This window comes from Micromonospora salmantinae (genome assembly GCF_022230905.1).
Classification (GTDB): domain Bacteria; phylum Actinomycetota; class Actinomycetes; order Mycobacteriales; family Micromonosporaceae; genus Micromonospora; species Micromonospora salmantinae.
The window spans coordinates 70874-88148 of record NZ_JAKKFG010000040.1 but is presented as its reverse complement, the minus strand read 5'-3'; the positions used below and the strand labels follow the sequence as shown (position 1 = coordinate 88148).

Here is a 17275-nt window from a genome sequence, read left to right as displayed (position 1 = left end):
CCTGTCGAGCGGGTGGCTCGGATCGACGTCGATCGGCGCGGCGGTCGGGCTCTGCGGTTGACAGCCGGCCCAGTCGCGACATGCTGGACGGGTGAGCCGATTGTCCAGACCCGATGCGCGCACGGTGGCGGTGCTCGCGGCGCTTGGGGCCCTAGCGCCGCTGGTCATGCTGGTCGTGTGGCGCCGACAGGACCTCCTCGGCGTGGTTCTCGCGCTGCTCTGCGTGCTAATGACCATGGTCGCCGGGGTCGCGGTCTCCGCCGCCCGTCAGGTCGACGATCCGGAGCCGGCGGACCGGTCGGCAGTCGTCGGGCCGCCCGAGCTGATGCCGTACGGAATCGACGCGGACACCCTCGACGCTCTGGACCCCAGGGACGCGTTGCGTGCGGTGCGTGACCGCCGACGCGGGTCGAACGGGCTCAGCGGCCGGTGAGCGTGGGCGCGGAGAGCGCGTCCACGCCGCGCCCCGCCAGACACCGGTAGGTCCGGTCGATGCTGCCGTCGACCGGCGGTAGGACCTCCAGGTGCCAGCCGGTCGCCTCGGCGATCCCGGTGGTCAACCGGAACGTCCTGGCGCTGCACACCTGCCGCACCGGCTCAGCGGCGGCCACCTCGTCGTAGTCGGCGCCGACCAGCGACACCGGCAGGATGCCCTCGGCGTACGTCTCCCAGGTGTGCCGGCCGGCGCAGGACAGCCGAGCCGCCTCGGCGCGGCTGCCGCGTATCCGCATCGGGCCGAAGCACTCCAACTCGGGCAGGCACCGGGCACCCTCGGGCAGGGCGGTGGGCGCACCGGTGCCGGTCGCGCAGCCGGGCAACGGCCCGGTCGCCGGTGCGGCGATCTGCGTGGCCGACGGGTATGGGGGGGTTGGTGGCGCCCGGTCGGCGACCCAGGCCCCGGCGGTCGCGGAGGCGGCGAGCGCGAGCACCCCGGCGCCGCCGAAGAGCCAGCGCCGCCACCGTCGACCGGCGGGGTCGCTTCGCTGAGTGTCCTCGATGGGCGGTCGGGGCACCGGCTGGCTGGCCGCGTACGGGCCGGAGAGCGTGACGGCGCCGCCGACCGGAGCGCCGCTGACCGGTGCCGCTGGTGAGCCGAGTGGCAGGTTGCTGAGCAGGTCGTGCAACTCCAGGGCGGAGGGACGCTCGCCCGGGTCGTTGGCCATGCCGACGCGCAGCACGTCGATCAGCTCGTCCGGGACCCCGGGCAGGGCGGGGAGCGGCTGGTTGAACATCTCCAGCACGGTGACCAGGCTCGGGTTGCGCTCGGACTGCCAGCGCGGTGGCCGGCCGTGCATCACCGCGTAGAGGGTGGCGCAGAGGGCGTACACGTCGACGGCCGGCGACGGCGGGCTGTGGCTGAACATCTCCGGCGGCGCGTACGCCGGGGTGAGCACCTCCAGGGTGACCGAAGCGTCCCGGTGCTCGGCGAGGACGGCGAGCCCGAAGTCGGCGAGCACCGCCGAGTTGAAGTGCGAGTAGAGGATGTTCGCTGGTTTCACGTCGCGGTGCAGCACCCCGGCGGCGTGCGAGTGGGCCAGCGCGTCCGCGATCTTGATGCCGAGGTCACGGGCCTCCACCGGGCCGAGCGGCGAGGTGCGCATCCGTTCGGCGTACGAGCCGTCGCAGAGCTCCATGATCAGGTAGGGGTGCTGATCGACTGTGACCCCCACGTCGAAGAGGTCCACCACGTGCGGGTGTGACGACATCCGGCCGGCCGCCCGCGCCTCGCGCAGGAAGCGGGCCTGATCGCGCTCGCTGTCCAGCGTCCGGTTCTCCACCTTGACGGCGACCTCGCGACCCACCGAGATCTGGGTGGCCTGGTAGACGGTCGCGTACCCGCCCCGGGCAAAGACCCGCAAATCGGTCAGGCCGGGCACGATCGGCACTGGCAGGCCGCCGGTCGGGGTGTCGGTCACCGCTCGAAAATACCCAACCCGACCGATGGCTCAGCGCACCGCGTCCGCCGGAGCCGCACCGGTGGGACCGGTACCCTCCTCGGCGACCGCAGTCGTCCCGGCACCCTCGGACGATCCGACCCCGCCGGCCGGGATGCCCCGCCGGGCGTCCAGACGCAGACCGATGGCGGTGGCCACGGCGCCCAGCCCTTCCCACGCCGCCACCCCGAAGAACCGATCAGGAGCGATGTCGGCCAGCACCGCGATGGTGAACACGGTGAACGTGACCAGCCGGAAGACCACTGTGAACCGGTAGAACGCCCGCCACTCGGTCACCGTGGCGAGCAGGTAGTAGACGCCCATGTTGAAGGCCGCCATCGAGGACGCCAGCAGGAACGTCCCGGTGTGATCACCGACGGCCCGCGTCGCCGGCACCTCGAACCCGAGCATGCGCAGCTGCGCCTCCGGCCAGAGCAGCCCAACCGCGCCCATCACCAGCGCCAACACGCCGAAGACCGCGATGGTCCAGCCCGCGATGGATCGCGGCAGCTTCATGAAGGGCCTCCCCAGGCACGGCGACGGTCACCACTGTGGACCCGTACGCGGTGGTGACACGCTAGCCGCTCCCCCCGACCACCACATCCCCGGAACCGGCAAAACCCTGCACCCCCACCCCCAGGGTCGCGTTGATCAAGAGCTTTCGGTCATCGGCGGCCCGAATTCTGACCCAAACTTCTTGATCAACAGCGGAGGGTGAGGGGGCAGGGGGTGGGGGGTGGGTTAGGGCTGGGCGGTTGTTAGGCGGGTGTGGAGGGCGTCGGCTGCGGCTCGTTCGCTGCGCTGCTCGGTGGCGTACGCCAGGCGGACCGCCTCCTGCGCGCACGACAGCGCCTCCGCCGGGCGACCGCAGGCGGCCAACGCCTCGGCCAGCACACTCGCCGCGATCACCTGGCTGCGCACGTCCTCGGCCGGCGCGGTGACCGCCCGGCGCGCCCAGTCCAACGCCTGCTCCCGCTGACCGTGAGCGAGCAGCGCCGCAGCGTACTGGGCCATCGTCTGACGGCGGGAGAAGAGCAGCGACGGGGCGTTCGCGGCGGCCGTGGCCACCGGGGCCAGCAGCCCGACCGCTGTCGCCGAGTCGCCGGCCGCGAGACGGGCCGTCGCCAGCAACACCCGGGGCGCCACCTGCGCCGGCGCCTGCGGGTTGTGCGGCTCCACTGCGGTCAGCACCGCGCGGGCCACCCGCTCGGCCGTCTCGCAGTCGCCCATGTCCAACGCGACGAAGCCGCGCAGTGTGCCGGCCATCCCGGTGAGCAGCGGATGCGAGGTGCGCTCCGCGTACGCCAGGGCGTCGGTGAGCAGGTCCGCAGCGTGCTCCGGCTCGCCCAGGCCACGCGCCACCACCGCCCGGACCACCAGGGCGAACCCACGCCCCCAGTCGTCGGACGCGGCGGCGAACTCCCGGTACGCCCGCCGGGCCTCCCGGTCCGCCTCGGCCAGGTCACCCAGCTCGGCCGTGGCGAACGCCGCCACCGCCCGCAACGTGCCCACCGCCCACGCCTCACCGACCCGCTCGCCGAACGGCAGGAACACCTGCGCCATCCGACACGCCTCGCGCAGTCGACCGGCGAGCAGCCGGGCGAACGCCGTGGTGCCACGCAGCCAGGCCCGCCCGTACGGGTCCTTCAGCTCGGCGAAGAGCCGGGCGGCCCGGCCGAGCACCGCGTCGGTCCCGGCGAAGTCACCCCGGGTGGTGGTCACCCAGGCCAGGTTCTGCAGGGACCACGCCTGCCCACGTCGGTCCTGCGCACCGAGGCTGACCTGGTACGCGGCCGCCAACCGGCTGCTCGCCTGACTCAGCCGCCCCGCCACGAAGTCGGCCATGCCGAGCCGGCGCATCGCTGTGGCCCGCTGCGTGGGCAGCCGCCCCTCGGTGGCCACCTGCAACGCCTCCTGCCAGGCGGTCACCGCCCGGCCCTGATCGCCGAGGGTCTCCTGGGCCTGCCCCGCCAACAGCAGCGCACTGACCCGGGTGACCTCGTCCCCCGCGTTCGCGGCGATCTTCTCGGCGTACGCCAACGCGTCGGTGACCCGGCCGACCTGGAGCAACGCTCGGGCGTGCACCACCCGATCGGCTGCCGGCACCCCGTCGCGGGCCAGTTCGGTGGCGCGCTCGGCGTACTCGACGGCCATTGCCGGCTCACCGGCGGAGAGCGACCGGCGGGCGGCCCGGCCGAGCGCGGCCACGCCGAGCGGAACCACCGCCCGGGCCGGCGCGTCCGGACGTAGCTTCACGGCGTCGGCGAGCGTGGCGGCCCGCTCGACGTGCGTCGCCACGAAGTCGTCCCGGGCCTCGTCGGTGAACCCGCCCACAGTGCTGGCAGTGGTCTCGTCCGCCGGAGCCGCCCAGCGGGCCAGCGCCGCGTGTCGCTCGGCCAACTCGGCCTTGCTCACCCCGGCGTACGCGGCCTCGCGCATGAGCGGTGTGGCGAACGAGTAGCCGGCCCGCGAGCGGTGCAGCATGCGGCGTTGCAGCAACTCCTCGACCGCCCGGTCGAGCTCGACCGCGACCACTGCCGACGGCCGGCCGTCGCGACCGCCACGCTGCTCCCGCATCGCCTCCAGCGCGCCGGTCGGCACCGTGTCACCGGTGACCGCGGCGTCGCGCAGCACCGACCGGGCGTCCGGCGGCAACGCGTCGATCCGGGCCGCGAGCACGGCGGCGAGGTCCCGGGAGAGCAGTCGACTGCCCAGCGAGCCCGGTACCAGCCGCCAGCCGGTCGACCCGCTCTGCTCCCGCTCGCCGGAGCCGGACCGATCCACCGTGGCACCCCGCGTCGAGGCGGCGCCGCGCACTGATTCCGTGGTGAGCGCGCCCCGTTCGATAAGCAGCGTGACCAGCTCAGCCAGGTAGAACGGATTGCCCTGCGCGGTGGCGAGCAACCTGTCGGTGTCGGCCTGCGGCAGCTTGCCGCCGCCGAGGTAAGTCGTGAGCAGCCGGGCCGCGTCGGCACCGCGCAGCGGCGGCAGCGAGTGCACCTCGGCGTCCGCGACCCGGGTCAGCGCGCCAGCGGTACGCACCAACTCGGGCCGGCCGAGCAGCAGCACCAGCACCGGGCCGGTGAGCCTGGACAGGGTCAACCCGAGGGCACTGATCGTCTCGGCGGTGGCATCGTGCAGGTCGTCCACCACGATCACCAGCGGCGCCTCCGAGGCGAGCCCACTGAGCAGGTCGGCGACAGCGTTCGGCACCACCTCGGCGTCCGCGGCCGGAGTGCCCGATCCACCCCACTCACCGCTGTCGCTGCCGCCGTGCGCCGGGAGTTCGGCGTAGCCGAGCAGGGCCAGCAGTTGCTCCGTGGAGATCGGCGGTGTCTCCGCACCGGAGCGGGCGAGCCGCTGCCCGAGCCGGCGCAGCCGCTCCTCGACCGCCGGGCGGGTCAGCGCTGTGGACGCGTCGCTGGGCAGACCGACGGCGGCCCGCACCAGATCGGCCAGGGGCGCGAGCCGTCGCCGCTCACCGAACGCGGCACAGCGCACCGAGAGCACCCGGGCCCCGGTGTGCGCCGCGTACCGGCCAGCACCGACGTCGTACCCGGCGGCGAGGCGCTCCACCTCGGCGGCGAACCGGGACTTGCCGATGCCCGCCTCGGCGGTCATCAGCAGCACCCGCGGGTCGCCCTGGTCGATCACCTCGGCGAGCCGGCCGGCGACCCGACCGATCTCCGTCTCCCGGCCGACGTACGGCGCCTCGTCGCCCAGCCCCGAGCGGGTGCCCGGCGCGTCCAGCAGACCCAGCAGCTCGTACGCCTCGACCGGCTCACGCTTTCCCTTGAGCCGCAGCGGGCGCAGCGCCCGCCAGGAGGAGACGTGTCTGGTGGCCGCGGCGGTACGACCACCTGCGTAGACGGCCCCGACGGCGGCGGCGTCGGCGAGCCGGGCCGCGGTGTTCACCGTGTCGCCGATGACCGTGTATTCAATGGCGGCCTGGATGCCCGCGATGACGTCGCCGGTGTTCAGCCCGACTCGCAGCCCGAGCGGCGCGCCGCCGCCCCGCTCGTCGTCGAGCACCCGGCGGACGGCCCGTTGCATGGACAGTGCGGCCCGGACGGCACGTTCGGCGTCGTCCTCGTGCGCCACCGGGGCGCCGAAGACCGCCATGATGCCGTCACCGGTCAGCTTGTCGACGTGCCCGCCGAACGTCTTCACCGCACCGGCGAGGGCGGCGAGCACCCGGTCGGTGACCGCGCCGACGCGTTCCGGGTCGAGATCCTCCGACCAGGAGGTGAACTCGGAGAGGTCGCCGAAGAGCACTGTCACCACCCGGCGCTCGGCCGCCGGCAACGTGGCGGCGGCCGGCAGCGCGGCGCCACAGTTGTGGCAGAACCGCGCGCCGGGAACGGCAACGGTTCCACACACGGGGCAGGTCACATGTGCTCCAACCCACTGACCCCGGGCGCGGATTCCCCGGTGTCGACGCCCAGGTACTCCAGCTGCGCCCGGACCGACCATTCGGCTGCCCACCAGAGTGAGCGGTCCACGTCCGCGTAGACCGTAGCCACCACGTCGGCAGGGGTGTGGGCGCCAGCGGCGACCGCCGCCCGGACCTGGTCGAGCCGGGCCCGGCGGTGGGCGAGGTAGAAGTCGGCCGCGGCGGCGCAGTCGGCCAGTGCCGGGCCGTGTCCAGGCAGCGCCGGGATCCCCCGGTACGCCGAAAGCAGCTCCAGGCTGCTCAGATAGTCACCGAGGTGACCGTCGGGATGGGCGACCACGGTGGTGCCCCGGCCGAGGATGGTGTCACCGGTGAGCACCACCCGCTCGTCGCCGTGCTCGACCAGGAAGCAGACCGAGTCGGCGGTGTGCCCTGGCGTCTCCAACAGACTGATCTGCAGACCGAAGCCGCCGAAGTGCTCGCCCGGCTCGGTCAGCGGCTCGCCGCCGATGGTGTGCGCCGGGTCGACGGCGAGCACGTGCACGCCGCCGAGCAGCTCACTCAGCCGGGCCGCGCCCTCGGTGTGGTCGGGGTGGCCGTGGGTGATCAGGATCAGCCCGACCGGACCGTGTTCGGCGATCCGGGTCAGGTGCCCCTCGTCCGCCGGCCCCGGGTCGACCACGATGCCGGACTCGGCCGCCGGGGCGCGCAGCACCCAGGTGTTGGTGCCGTCGAGGGTCATCGGCCCCGGGTTCGGCGCACGCAGCAGTGAAACCCAGCGGGGCAACTCGTCGGCAAGCGCCGCCACCGCCCCCGTCACGTGCCCGCTCATGGCTGCGATCGTACGACCCCGCCCGCCACACCCCACGATCTTGCACTTGCGGCCCCTGATTCATCCCGGTTCAGGGCTTTCGTCCGAGCAGGAAGTGCAAGATCGGGGGGCGATGGGGACGCGTCAGGCGACCTCGACGATCAGCTCGATCTCCACCGGGGCGTCCAGTGGCAACTCGGCCACACCCACCGCGCTGCGCGCGTGCCGGCCGGCCTCCCCGAAGACGGTGCCGAAGAGATCCGAGGCACCGTTGATCACGGCGGGCTGGCCGGTGAAGCCGGGCGCGGAGGCCACGAACCCGGTCACCTTGACCACCTTGACCACGTTCTCCAGACCGACCAGCGAGTCGACAGCGGCCAGCGCGTTGAGCGCGCACCGCTGGGCCAGATCCTTCGCCTGCTCGGCGGAGATCCCGGCGCCGACCTTGCCGGTCGCCAGCAACTTGCCCTCGGCCATCGGCAACTGGCCGGAAACGTACACGTGCTGCCCGGACTGCACGGCCGGGACGTAACTGGCCACCGGCGGCACGACCTCGGGCAGGTCGAGACCCAGCTCGGCGAGCTTCGCGTGCGGACCGTTGCTCACGCCTTGGGCCGCTTCAGGTAGGCGACCAGCTGGTCCGGATTCGGGCCGGGGACCACGGCGACGAGCTCCCACCCGTCCTCGCCCCAGTTGTCGAGGATCTGCTTGGTCGCGTGGACCAGCAGCGGGACCGTGGAGTATTCCCACTTCTGCATCGCTGAAGGGCTCCCTCTCGGTGCGGAATTGTTCGAGGGACAGCCTACGGTCCGCTGGCCGGACGAGGTACGGGACGCTGCTCCGGCGCGGCCGGCAGCTCCCCGCAGCGCCCTTCGTGCTCGTACCCCTGAGGGCAGCGGGACCGGTCGGGCAGCAACAGGTCACAGAAGACCCGGTGCCGGTTGTTCTGATCGTCGGCGTTGGAGACGGTCGTCTCGCCGGCGTCCAACTCGGGCAGGAAACCCAGGGACACCGCGACCCGGCCGGCCAGCACGGTCGCCGCCGCCAGGTTCGGCACCCGGATCGGCAGGTGGATGACGAAGCCCGGCTCGTCGTCCTCGCGGGTCCGCTCGGCGGGCTGGCTCGGCACCCGGGCCGTCTCCGCCTGCTCCGGCATCCGGCGGTACGACCGTTCGTTGATCGGCTGGTTGGTGACCTGCCCGCCGGCCTCGACCACGGACCCGGGCCGGCGAGGCCGGTCGTTCGTCGGGAACTGGGTGCGAGGGATGTTGTCCGCGTCGCGCATGTACTGCCTCCGGTCGTACCTCTCGGACCATGCTTCCGGTCCGGACCCATTCGTCCGTTCCGGCCCCCGCACCGGGACGAAGGTAGGTCTGTGGCAACGGTCCCGCCAACAGGACGCGCACAAGAGGTCACCAACAGTCACATATGCGACACACCGCAGGTCGGGGGCCCGACACCGAAACCGACGCGGGTACCGCTCACCGGATCGCAGGGCCGCTCGGCAGGCAGGGGCGACACCGATCCGCTCATCGACCGCTACCCTTCCGGTCGGACGGTCGCGCTGCGCCCGGCCGCCCGCTCGATCACGCTCGGCGCCAGGGGTGGCGGCGGGCGCCGCACCCCTGGGGGAACGACATGACCCACCCGCCCAGCGGCGACCAGGCCGGCACACCCGCTCACCCGCCGGTCCACCACCCGGATCCCGCCGGTCAGCCCGGCGCGCCGACCATCCCCAGCCAGTCGACCCCCGCTACGCCGCCCGGGCAGCTCGCTCTCCCCGCCGCCCCCGCCCAGCCGGCACTCTCCGCCGGCCCCACCTCACCGGCCTTCCCGGGGCAGCACAGCGGCCCCGGCCAGCCGGCCTTCCCGGGGCAGCCTGGCGGCCCCAGCCAGCCGACAGGGCCTGGCGGCCCCACCTCGGCCGCCGCACCCACGCAGCCGGGTGCCCCGAACTCCTCATCGATCCCCCCGGCCCCGCCCGCCTATCCGCCCTACCACGGCACGGCCGGGCCGAAGAAGAAGCGCGGTCTGCTGATCGCGGCGATCGCCCTGGTCGTGATCATGGTGCTCTGCGTGGGGGGTGGCGTGGTGGCCTTCCTGACCCTGCGCGATGTCGAGACCGGCGAGGGCGCCAAGGAGCCGGCGGTCGCCGTCGACGAGTTCCTCACCGCTGTCTACAAGGATCGCGACGCGACGAAGGCGGCCGGTCGCGTCTGCGCCGCTTCCCGCGACGACGACAAGATCGCCGCGAAGGTTGCCGAGGTGGAGAAGTACGCCGCCACCTACCAGAACCCGCGCTTCCGCTGGACCACCCCGAAGGTTGACAACCAGACCGGGGAACGGGCCACCGTCTCCACCCGGCTCACCATGACCACCGCCGACGAGAAGGTGGCCGACCAGGAGTTGCGCTTCACTGTGGTGCAGAAGACGGGTTGGTGGGTCTGCGAGGTCGCCTGACCGCCCAGCCTGGATAGGCTCGACGGGTGTGTGCAGCTGAGCGTCCGATCGACCCGGCCGGTACCGGATGGCCCGCCCGTCTCCACGTGGTGACCGGCAAGGGCGGCACCGGTAAGACCAGCGTGGCGGCGGCGCTGGCCCTCGCGCTCGCCGCCGGCGGCCGGCGCACCCTGCTGGTCGAGGTCGAGGGGCGGCAGGGCATCGCCCAACTGTTCGGCATCGAGCCGCTGCCCTACGAGGAGCGGCACCTCGCCGACGCGCCGGACGGCGGTGAGGTGCGCGCACTCGCGGTGGACGCCGAGGAGGCGCTGCTCGAGTACCTCGACATGTTCTACAAACTGGGCGCGGCGGGCCGGGCACTACGCAAGCTCGGCGCCATCGACTTCGCCACCACCATCGCGCCCGGCCTGCGGGACGTCCTGCTCACCGGCAAGGTGAAGGAGGCCACCACCCGCACCACCGGGCAGCGGCGCGCGTACGACGCGGTGGTGCTGGACGCCCCGCCGACCGGGCGGATCGGCCGGTTCCTCAACGTGACGGCGGAGACCGCCCGGCTGGCCAAGGTGGGCCCGATCAAGACCCAGAGCGAGGGGGTCGCCGCGTTGCTGCGGTCCCCGATGACGGCGGTGCACGTGGTCACGCTGCTGGAGGAGATGCCGATCCAGGAGACTGTCGACGCGATCGCCGATCTGACCGCCCTCGGCTTCGGCGTCGGGAAGGTGCTCGTCAACGGAGTCCGACCGCCGGTGCCCGCCGGAGCGGCGGTCACCGCCGCGGAGTTGAAGCGCGGGCTGGTCGCCGCCGGGCTGCCGGCCGATCGGGACATCGTGGCCGGGTTGCACGATGAGGCGCGTGACCAGCTCATCCGGCGCGAACTGGAAGATTCGCTCCGCGCCGACCTGGTGGAGTTGGGGCTGCCGATGATCGAGCTGCCGTTGCTGCCCGACGGGGTTGATCGGGCGGGGCTCGCGACGCTGGCCCAGGCCCTCGTCCGCGCCGAATGACTCACACCTGAGCGCAGCACGGGCGCGCGGACCCACCGGCCCGATACGCTCGATTGGTGCCTTCCGAAGACGCGGCGCCGCAGCTGGACGTCGACCAGATCCTCGCCGACCCAGGCGTGCGGATCGTCGTGTGCTGCGGTGCCGGCGGAGTGGGAAAGACGACCACGGCCGCGGCGCTGGCGCTGCGGGCGGCCGAGCATCACGGCCGACGCACTGTGGTGCTCACCATCGACCCGGCTCGCCGGTTGGCCCAGTCGCTGGGCCTGACCGAGCTGGACAACACCCCTCGCCAGGTCAAGGGGATCGACGTCGAGAGCAGCGGCGGCGAGTTGCACGCCATGATGCTGGACATGAAGCGCACCTTCGACGACGTGGTGTTGCAGCACACCGACCCGACGAAGGCCGCGGAGATCTTCGCGAACCCGTTCTACCAGGCGATGAGCTCGACCTTCGCCGGCACACAGGAATACATGGCGATGGAGAAGCTGGGTCAGTTGCACGCCCGGGGCGAATGGGACCTGATCGTGGTGGACACTCCACCGTCCCGCTCGGCACTGGACTTCCTGGATGCGCCCGCTCGGCTCTCCCGTTTCCTCGACGGCCGGATGCTGCGACTGCTGCTGGCCCCGGCGCGCAGCGGCGGGCGGAGCATGTTCAGCCTGGTCACGGCCTCGTTCGGGATGTTCTCGAAGGTGGTGCAGAAGGTGCTCGGCGCGCAACTGCTCACCGACCTGTCCGGCTTCGTGGCGGCACTGGATTCGATGTTCGGTGGTTTCCGGCAGCGCGCCGAGCAGACGTACCGCATCCTGCAGGCGCGGGAGACGGCCTTTCTGCTGGTCGCGACGCCGGAGCCGGACGCGGTCCGGGAGGCCGCCTACTTCGCGGGCCGGTTGCGGGACGAGCGGATGCCGCTGGCCGGCCTGGTGCTCAACCGGGTGCACCGCCCGACGGTCCCGGAGCTGGACGCCGAGCAGAGCCGGGTCGCCGCCGAGCGGCTGACCCAGCTGGGTGGGCATGAGGCCACCGCCGACGTGCTGCGGGCGCACGCGGCGTTGGCTCGTCAGGCGGTACGCGAGCAGCAGGTCGCCGCGCGCTTCACCGAGGCGTTCCCGGCCGTGCCGGCGGTTTCGGTCACGGCGCAGCCCGCCGACGTGCACGACGTCGACGGGCTACGGACGATCGGCGCGGCGATCAGCCGGCCGTGACCGGCGTCAGTTGGCCGCGCTGACGAGAATCTTGTCCTTGCCGGTCTTGTCCTTGCTGTTCTTCTTCATCGCGGCCTCGAACATCTTGCGCCAGCTCGTCACCTGGGGGTGACGACGCAGTAGCGCCCGCCGTTCGCGTTCGGTCATGCCGCCCCACACACCGAACTCGATCCGGTTGTCCAGCGCGTCGGCCAGGCACTCGTACCGAACTGGGCAGCTCCGGCAGATCCGCTTCGCCACGTTCTGTTCGGCGCCCTGTACGAACAACGCGTCCGGGTCCCCGTTCTGACATGCCGCCAGCGACGGCCAGTCAGTGATCATGCCCATGTGTACACGTCCCCCCTTGCAGTACCTACCGACCTCGTCGATGCACGTCAGCCGGCAATTCCCCCCGATCGCCCGGCCTGCCTTCCCCAAGGCGGCGCGGACGACATGTGGCGCTGTCGCCGCCCCCATCATGCTCTGTAGTCGACTGATTACGCAACGTTGTCGACGAAATCCATCATTCCGGACACTCCCGGCTTCCCGGGCCTTCTACCGCCGGTTACCCCGCCGAGGTCAGCGATAACGCTGCGCCACCTCACTGAATCGGAGGAGACTCACGCCAGGTCACACGCAACCAAGCACCGGGGGTCGTGCGTTTAGCACAACGAGGGCAGCGCGCGCAGGAAATGGGGAAAGAACGCCCCAGCGCCCCTCGTTCCCTACTCGCGTACCCTGTCGAGGTGACCTGGATGCGGAAACGTGACCACAATGTGCTGACCAACGCCGCATCGCTAGCCGTGTGTGGCCTGCTGGCCGGCGTGGTGGTCGCTGCGGCGGCCTTCCCCGCGGTAGCGATGTCCGGCTTGGCCGCGAAGGCCGGCGCCGAGACATTCGGTGCCCTGCCCACGGAGCTGACGGTGGCCCGCGCGCCACAGATCAGCTACCTGCTGGCATCGGACGGCAAGACACCGCTGGCGACGATGTACGACGAGAACCGACGGGACGTCAAGCTCCCCGACATCTCGCCGGCCATGCAGAAGGCCATCATCGCGGCCGAGGACCATGAGTTCTACAAGCACAACGGCGTCGACATCAACGGTGTCGCCCGCGCGTTCGTCAACAACCAGAGCGAAGGCTCGGGTCGGCAGGGCGCGTCGACGCTGACCATGCAGTACGTCCGACTGGCCATCGCCTACTCGGCCACCCACCCGGCGGACGTCGTCGCGGCGACCGAGGACACCAGCGCCCGCAAGCTGCGCGAGATGCGGCTGGCCCTCCAGGTCGACAAGGAATTCTCCAAGGACGAGATCCTCACCCGCTACCTCAACCTCGCCTCGTTCGGCAACGGCGCGTACGGCATCTACGCCGCCAGCCAGGTCTACTTCGGTAAGCCGCCGAGCAAGCTGAAGATCGAGGAAGCGGCGTTGCTGGCCGGCATGGTCAAGGCGCCGACGACGAACGACCCGACCACCGAGGCCGGTTACCCGCTCGCGCTGGATCGACGCAACTACGTCATCCAGAACATGGTCGACATCAAGGCCATCACCCAGCAGGAGGCCGACGCCGCCAAGGCGACCAAGCTGGTCGTGAAGGACAAGCGCACTCCGAACGGCTGCGTCGCCGCCAACGTCAACGAGTGGGGCTTCTTCTGCGACTACTTCTACCGCTGGTGGATGGATCAGGAGACGTTCGGCTCGACCACGTACGACCGGGAGCGCCGACTGAAGAGCGGCGGTTACACCGTCGTGACCTCGATCGACGTTCAGGCGCAGCGGGGCGCGGACAAGGCGGTCCGTAAGGCCAAGAGCGTGAACAGCAAGGAAGCGGCAATGGTCGCGGTCGTCGAGCCGGGCACCGGCCGGGTTCGGGCGCTCGCGGTCAATCGGCAGTTCAAGCTCGACGACCCGAAGAACCCGAAGAACAAGCTCTCCAGCGACCCCGCGAAGAGCAAGAAGAAGATCCGGGGCAACTACCCGGCGACGGTCAACCCGCTGCTCACCGGCGGCAACGGCATCACCGGCTACCAGGCCGGCTCGACCTTCAAGATCTTCAGCATCGTCGCCGCGCTGGAGAAGGGCATCCCGCTCGGCTACACGATGAACGCGCCGCAGCAGTTCAAGTCGGAATACATCATCGACAGCAGCAGCCCGGCGGCCTGCAAGGGCACCCACTTCTACTGCCCGACCAACTCCGGCCTCAAGGCCGGCGGTGTACAGAACATGTGGAGCGCCTTCAGCGCGTCGATCAACACCTACTTCGTCCCGCTGCAACAGCAGGTCGGCGCGGAGAACGTGGTCGACGCCGCCCGGCGGGCCGGCATCCAGTTCCGGGCGAGCAACGACGCCAAGTTCGCCGCCACCAAGGAAGCCGCCCACCAGTGGGGCGCCTTCACCCTGGGTGTGTCCTCCACCACCCCGCTCGACCTGGCCAACGCGTACGCGACTCTCGCGGCGGACGGCAAGTACTGCGAGCCGATCCCGGTGCAGGAAATCCGGGACCCGGAGGGCAACAAGCTGGACATCGCCAACCCGCGCTGCGAGAAGCGGTTCAGCACCGAGGTGGCCCGCGCCGCCGTGGATGCCGCCCGCTGCCCGGTCGGCGACAACTCCAGCACCAGCAAGTGCGGTGGCAGCCGCACGGCCGGCGTCGTGAAGAGCATCGTCGACGCGCCGGTGGCCGGTAAGTCCGGCACCACCGACTCGGAGAAGACGGCCGCCCTGGTCGCCATGACCAAGCAGTACTCGGTGGCCGGCATCATGGCCGACCCGGACTGGCCGCAGACCAATGTCAAGATGAAGCACGCCCAGAAGGACGGCATCAACCCGCCGGTGTACGAGACGCTGCGGGATGCCATGAAGGGCAAACCGCGGATCAAGTTCGAGCCGCCGGGCCAGAAGATCTCCGAGGGTGACCAGCGCAGCATCCCCGACGTGAAGTGCGTTTCGGTGGATCAGGCAAAGTCCCGGCTCAAGGGCGCCGGCTTCGAGCCGGTCGTCTCCAGCGCGAAGGTGCCGTCCTCCTGCAAGGCGGGCGACGCGGCCGGCACCAGCCCGGACGGACGCACGATCAAGGGTGGTGTGGTCACCATCCAGGTCAGCAGTGGGGGCGGCGGTACGCCGGGCAACACCGACGGCACTCCGGGCGGCCAACCCGGCAACCAACCCGGACGACCCGGCAACGGCCGTCCGAACGGCTGAGCCGACCAGTAGGACACAACGGGCGGGCACCCTCCTCGGGTGCCCGCCCGTTTCTTCTGTCCGGACCAGGAGCGGCTACGACAACGTCATGCCGCCCCGCTGACCCCGCCGGGTCAGAGACCGAGCTGTCGGCGTACCTCGGCGGCCACCCGGCCACCCTCGGCCTGGCCCGCCACCGCGGCCTGGGCCGCCTTCATCGCCGGGCCCATCTGGGCCTTGCCGGTGAAGCCGGCGGCGGCGAGCGCCCCCGACACCAGCTCGGTCAGGTCGGCGTCCGAGAGCTGCTTGGGCAGGTAGCGGTCCAACACCTCACCCTCGGCGCTCTCCTTCGCTGCCTGCTCGGCGCGCCCGGCGTCGGCGAAGGCGGTGGCCGCCTCCCGACGCTTCTTGGCTTCCTTGGTCAGCACCGCGAGCACCTCGTCATCGGTGAGCTCGCGCTTGGCCTTGCCAGCGACCTCGGCGGTGCCGACGGCGGCCAGGGCCATCCGCAGCGTGGAGGTGGTCAGCTCGTCACGCGCCTTGAGCGCGGTACGCATGTCGGCAGTGAGGCGGTCCTTCAGCGTGCTCATGGACGGTCAAACTACCCTGAACGCCATGCGAAAGCGCACACTATTCCGGCTCGCCGCCGGAACCGCCACGATCGGCGCGGCCACCCTCGCGTACGCGTCGCTCGTCGAGCGCAACATGTTCACCCTCCGGCGGTACGACGTGCCGGTGCTTCCGGCCGACGCGGAGCCGCTGCGCGTGCTGCACCTGTCGGACCTGCACATGATGCCCGACCAGGCGCGCAAGCAGCGTTGGGTGGCATCGCTGGCCGCCCTCGACCCCGACCTGGTGGTGGTCACCGGCGACAACATGGCGCACCCGGGCGCGGTGCCCGGGGTGCTGCGGGCCCTGCAACCACTGCTGGACTACCCGGGCGCGTTCGTGTTCGGCTCGAACGACTACACCGGGCCGGTGCTGAAGAACCCCTTCACCTACTTCCTGCCCGACCGGGAGTACACCGAGGGCGTCGAGCTGCCCTACGAGGAGTTGCGCCAGGTCTTCACCGGCTCCGGCTGGGCAGACCTCAACAACGCCCGGACCACGCTGAAGGCTGGCGGGCGACAACTCGACCTGGTCGGCGTCGACGACCCGCACATCGACCGGGACGACTACCCCTCCGTCGCCGGCGCGGTGTCGTCCTCGGCGGACCTCTCCATCGCGCTGACGCACTCACCCGAGCCACGGGTGCTCGACCAGATGGCGGCGGACGGCTTCGGGCTGCTGCTGGCCGGGCACACCCACGGTGGTCAGGTCTGCGTACCGGGCTTCGGGGCGCTGGTGACCAACTGCGGCCTGCCCCGCTCGATGGCGCGCGGCCTGCACCGGTGGCCGGGCTCGGACTCCTGGCTGCACGTCTCCGCCGGCCTCGGCACCCACCCGACCGCCCCGATCCGCTTCGCCTGCCCCCCGGAGGCCAGCATCCTGACCCTCATCCCCCGCTGACCGTCCCGCTGCCCTCCCGGCCGCTTCACGATTCGCGCACCATCAGGGATGTTGCTGCCTCGGCGTGTCGTGAGGCAGCAACATCCCGGAAGTTGTGCGGATCTTGGCCACCCTGGGCGGGGCCGGGGCGGCGGGGGTACCGAGTTTGACCATCGGAGCGGGTGGGCTACTATTTGTCGGCACGCCTCGGGGTGTGGCGCAGCTTGGTAGCGCGCTTCGTTCGGGACGAAGAGGTCGTCGGTTCGAATCCGGCCACCCCGACCAGAGGTAAAAGGCCAGGTGAGATCTTCTCTCACCTGGCCTTTTTGTTTGCCCCGGCAAGCCCTGTCGACCGATTCCCGTGCGACGGCTGCGTGGCTAGCGTCCGCCTGTATGACCCACCCTCAGACGCCTGCGCCGTGGATCCCGCCCGACGGCCCGGCAGGGGCGCCCCTTGCGACCCCGCAGGCCAGCCGCGCCACCCCCGTCTCCTTTCTGGCCGTGTACGTGTTGGCGGGCCTGGCGACGGTGTGTTGGGCGGGAGCGGCGTACAGCGCCCGGCTGATCTTCCTTGGCCGGGACATGGTCGAGGGTCTGCTGAGCTTCATCGGGCTGCTGGGTCTCGCCGCAGGTGAAGTGTTCGCGTTGCTGTTCACCATCACCGCTGCTTTCGAGTTGCGCGGGCGCAACTCGCCTCGTGCGGCCCTGGCGGCCGGCCTGGTCGCGGTCACCGGAGTCGTCGCGACGATCGTGTTCCTGATCTGGGTGTCAACGACCGCGAGTACCGATTCGTAGCAACCGGCTCTCGCCTTCAACCTT

General features: G+C 71.4%; 15 protein-coding genes, 1 tRNA gene and 1 pseudogene. 8 read left to right on the top strand and 9 right to left on the bottom strand.

The genetic code is table 11. The features are described from left to right. Positions 1 to 91: 91 nt before the first annotated feature. On the top strand, positions 92 to 433 hold the full coding sequence (locus PSH03_RS23235) for a hypothetical protein (RefSeq protein WP_210780781.1): 342 nt from the start codon (positions 92 to 94) through the stop codon (positions 431 to 433). On the opposite strand, the gene PSH03_RS23230 is transcribed toward PSH03_RS23235, so the two are convergent. From PSH03_RS23230 to PSH03_RS23200, 7 genes are all read right to left on the bottom strand, one after another. Further along, entirely contained in the window at positions 420 to 1916 is a 1497-nt protein-coding gene (locus tag PSH03_RS23230; RefSeq protein WP_210780780.1) for a serine/threonine-protein kinase, read from the bottom strand. The two genes, PSH03_RS23235 and PSH03_RS23230, sit on opposite strands and share 14 nt — an antisense overlap. A 30-nt stretch (positions 1917 to 1946) precedes the next feature. Further along, positions 1947 to 2450 carry a hypothetical protein gene (locus tag PSH03_RS23225; protein ID WP_238690402.1) on the bottom strand — a complete coding sequence of 168 codons (504 nt, stop codon included), beginning with the start codon at positions 2448 to 2450 and terminating at the stop codon, positions 1947 to 1949. Between the two features lie 225 nt (positions 2451 to 2675). Beyond that, positions 2676 to 6326: an adenylate/guanylate cyclase domain-containing protein gene (locus PSH03_RS23220; protein ID WP_238690401.1), complete on the bottom strand. Its 3651-nt coding sequence runs from the start codon at positions 6324 to 6326 to the stop codon at positions 2676 to 2678. Further along, entirely contained in the window at positions 6323 to 7159 is an 837-nt protein-coding gene (locus PSH03_RS23215) for an MBL fold metallo-hydrolase (protein WP_210780777.1), read from the bottom strand. The genes PSH03_RS23220 and PSH03_RS23215 overlap by 4 nt, the downstream gene beginning before the upstream one ends. A gap of 123 nt (positions 7160 to 7282) precedes the next feature. Next, entirely contained in the window at positions 7283 to 7744 is a 462-nt protein-coding gene (locus PSH03_RS23210) for a RidA family protein (protein WP_091403351.1), read from the bottom strand. Next, positions 7741 to 7896, bottom strand: a complete 156-nt coding sequence (gene sp36, locus PSH03_RS23205; protein WP_007466198.1) for a Sp36 family protein — start codon at positions 7894 to 7896, stop codon at positions 7741 to 7743. The genes PSH03_RS23210 and sp36 overlap by 4 nt, the downstream gene beginning before the upstream one ends. Positions 7897 to 7940: 44 nt before the next feature. Continuing rightward, positions 7941 to 8423: a hypothetical protein gene (locus tag PSH03_RS23200; RefSeq protein WP_210780776.1), complete on the bottom strand. Its 483-nt coding sequence runs from the start codon at positions 8421 to 8423 to the stop codon at positions 7941 to 7943. Between the two features lie 611 nt (positions 8424 to 9034). Here PSH03_RS23200 and PSH03_RS23195 point away from each other — a divergent pair. From PSH03_RS23195 to bagB, 3 genes and pseudogenes are all read left to right on the top strand, one after another. Further along, positions 9035 to 9598, top strand: a pseudogene (locus PSH03_RS23195) (Rv0361 family membrane protein); the annotation flags it as partial. A 26-nt stretch (positions 9599 to 9624) separates the two neighbouring features. Continuing rightward, positions 9625 to 10602, top strand: a complete 978-nt coding sequence (bagA, locus tag PSH03_RS23190; RefSeq protein WP_210780774.1) for an ATPase BagA — start codon at positions 9625 to 9627, stop codon at positions 10600 to 10602. 53 nt (positions 10603 to 10655) lie between these two features. Continuing rightward, complete coding sequence (gene bagB, locus PSH03_RS23185) at positions 10656 to 11807, top strand: ArsA family ATPase (protein WP_210780773.1); 1152 nt, start codon at positions 10656 to 10658, stop codon at positions 11805 to 11807. A 6-nt stretch (positions 11808 to 11813) separates the two neighbouring features. Here the strand turns inward: bagB and PSH03_RS23180 are convergent, their stop codons facing one another. Next, positions 11814 to 12134 carry a WhiB family transcriptional regulator gene (locus PSH03_RS23180; RefSeq protein WP_210780772.1) on the bottom strand — a complete coding sequence of 107 codons (321 nt, stop codon included), beginning with the start codon at positions 12132 to 12134 and terminating at the stop codon, positions 11814 to 11816. A 407-nt stretch (positions 12135 to 12541) separates the two neighbouring features. Here PSH03_RS23180 and PSH03_RS23175 point away from each other — a divergent pair, with 407 nt between their 5' ends. Continuing rightward, positions 12542 to 14989 carry a penicillin-binding protein gene (locus PSH03_RS23175; protein ID WP_210780771.1) on the top strand — a complete coding sequence of 816 codons (2448 nt, stop codon included), beginning with the start codon at positions 12542 to 12544 and terminating at the stop codon, positions 14987 to 14989. A gap of 113 nt (positions 14990 to 15102) precedes the next feature. Here the strand turns inward: PSH03_RS23175 and PSH03_RS23170 are convergent, their stop codons facing one another. Further along, complete coding sequence (locus PSH03_RS23170; RefSeq protein WP_238690400.1) at positions 15103 to 15558, bottom strand: GatB/YqeY domain-containing protein; 456 nt, start codon at positions 15556 to 15558, stop codon at positions 15103 to 15105. 25 nt (positions 15559 to 15583) lie between these two features. Between PSH03_RS23170 and PSH03_RS23165 the strand changes: the two genes are divergently transcribed. From PSH03_RS23165 to PSH03_RS23155, 3 genes are all read left to right on the top strand, one after another. Further along, entirely contained in the window at positions 15584 to 16477 is an 894-nt protein-coding gene (locus PSH03_RS23165) for a metallophosphoesterase (protein ID WP_238690399.1), read from the top strand. Positions 16478 to 16664: 187 nt separating this feature from the next. Further along, a tRNA-Pro gene (locus PSH03_RS23160) sits at positions 16665 to 16741 on the top strand. Between the two features lie 108 nt (positions 16742 to 16849). Further along, entirely contained in the window at positions 16850 to 17251 is a 402-nt protein-coding gene (locus PSH03_RS23155) for a hypothetical protein (RefSeq protein ID WP_210780768.1), read from the top strand. Positions 17252 to 17275: the final 24 nt, after the last annotated feature.

Excerpts from the sequence above, each read along its gene's own strand:
- PSH03_RS23225 (WP_238690402.1), bottom strand. The coding sequence starts at position 2,450 with ATGAAGCTGCCGCGATCCATCGCGGGCTGGACCATCGCGGTCTTCGGC.
- PSH03_RS23215 (WP_210780777.1), bottom strand. The coding sequence starts at position 7,159 with ATGAGCGGGCACGTGACGGGGGCGGTGGCGGCGCTTGCCGACGAGTTG.
- sp36 (WP_007466198.1), bottom strand. The coding sequence starts at position 7,896 with ATGCAGAAGTGGGAATACTCCACGGTCCCGCTGCTGGTCCACGCGACC.
- PSH03_RS23200 (WP_210780776.1), bottom strand. The coding sequence starts at position 8,423 with ATGCGCGACGCGGACAACATCCCTCGCACCCAGTTCCCGACGAACGAC.
- PSH03_RS23180 (WP_210780772.1), bottom strand. The coding sequence starts at position 12,134 with ATGGGCATGATCACTGACTGGCCGTCGCTGGCGGCATGTCAGAACGGG.
- PSH03_RS23175 (WP_210780771.1), top strand. The coding sequence starts at position 12,542 with ATGCGGAAACGTGACCACAATGTGCTGACCAACGCCGCATCGCTAGCC.
- PSH03_RS23170 (WP_238690400.1), bottom strand. The coding sequence starts at position 15,558 with ATGAGCACGCTGAAGGACCGCCTCACTGCCGACATGCGTACCGCGCTC.
- PSH03_RS23165 (WP_238690399.1), top strand. The coding sequence starts at position 15,584 with ATGCGAAAGCGCACACTATTCCGGCTCGCCGCCGGAACCGCCACGATC.
- PSH03_RS23155 (WP_210780768.1), top strand. The coding sequence starts at position 16,850 with ATGACCCACCCTCAGACGCCTGCGCCGTGGATCCCGCCCGACGGCCCG.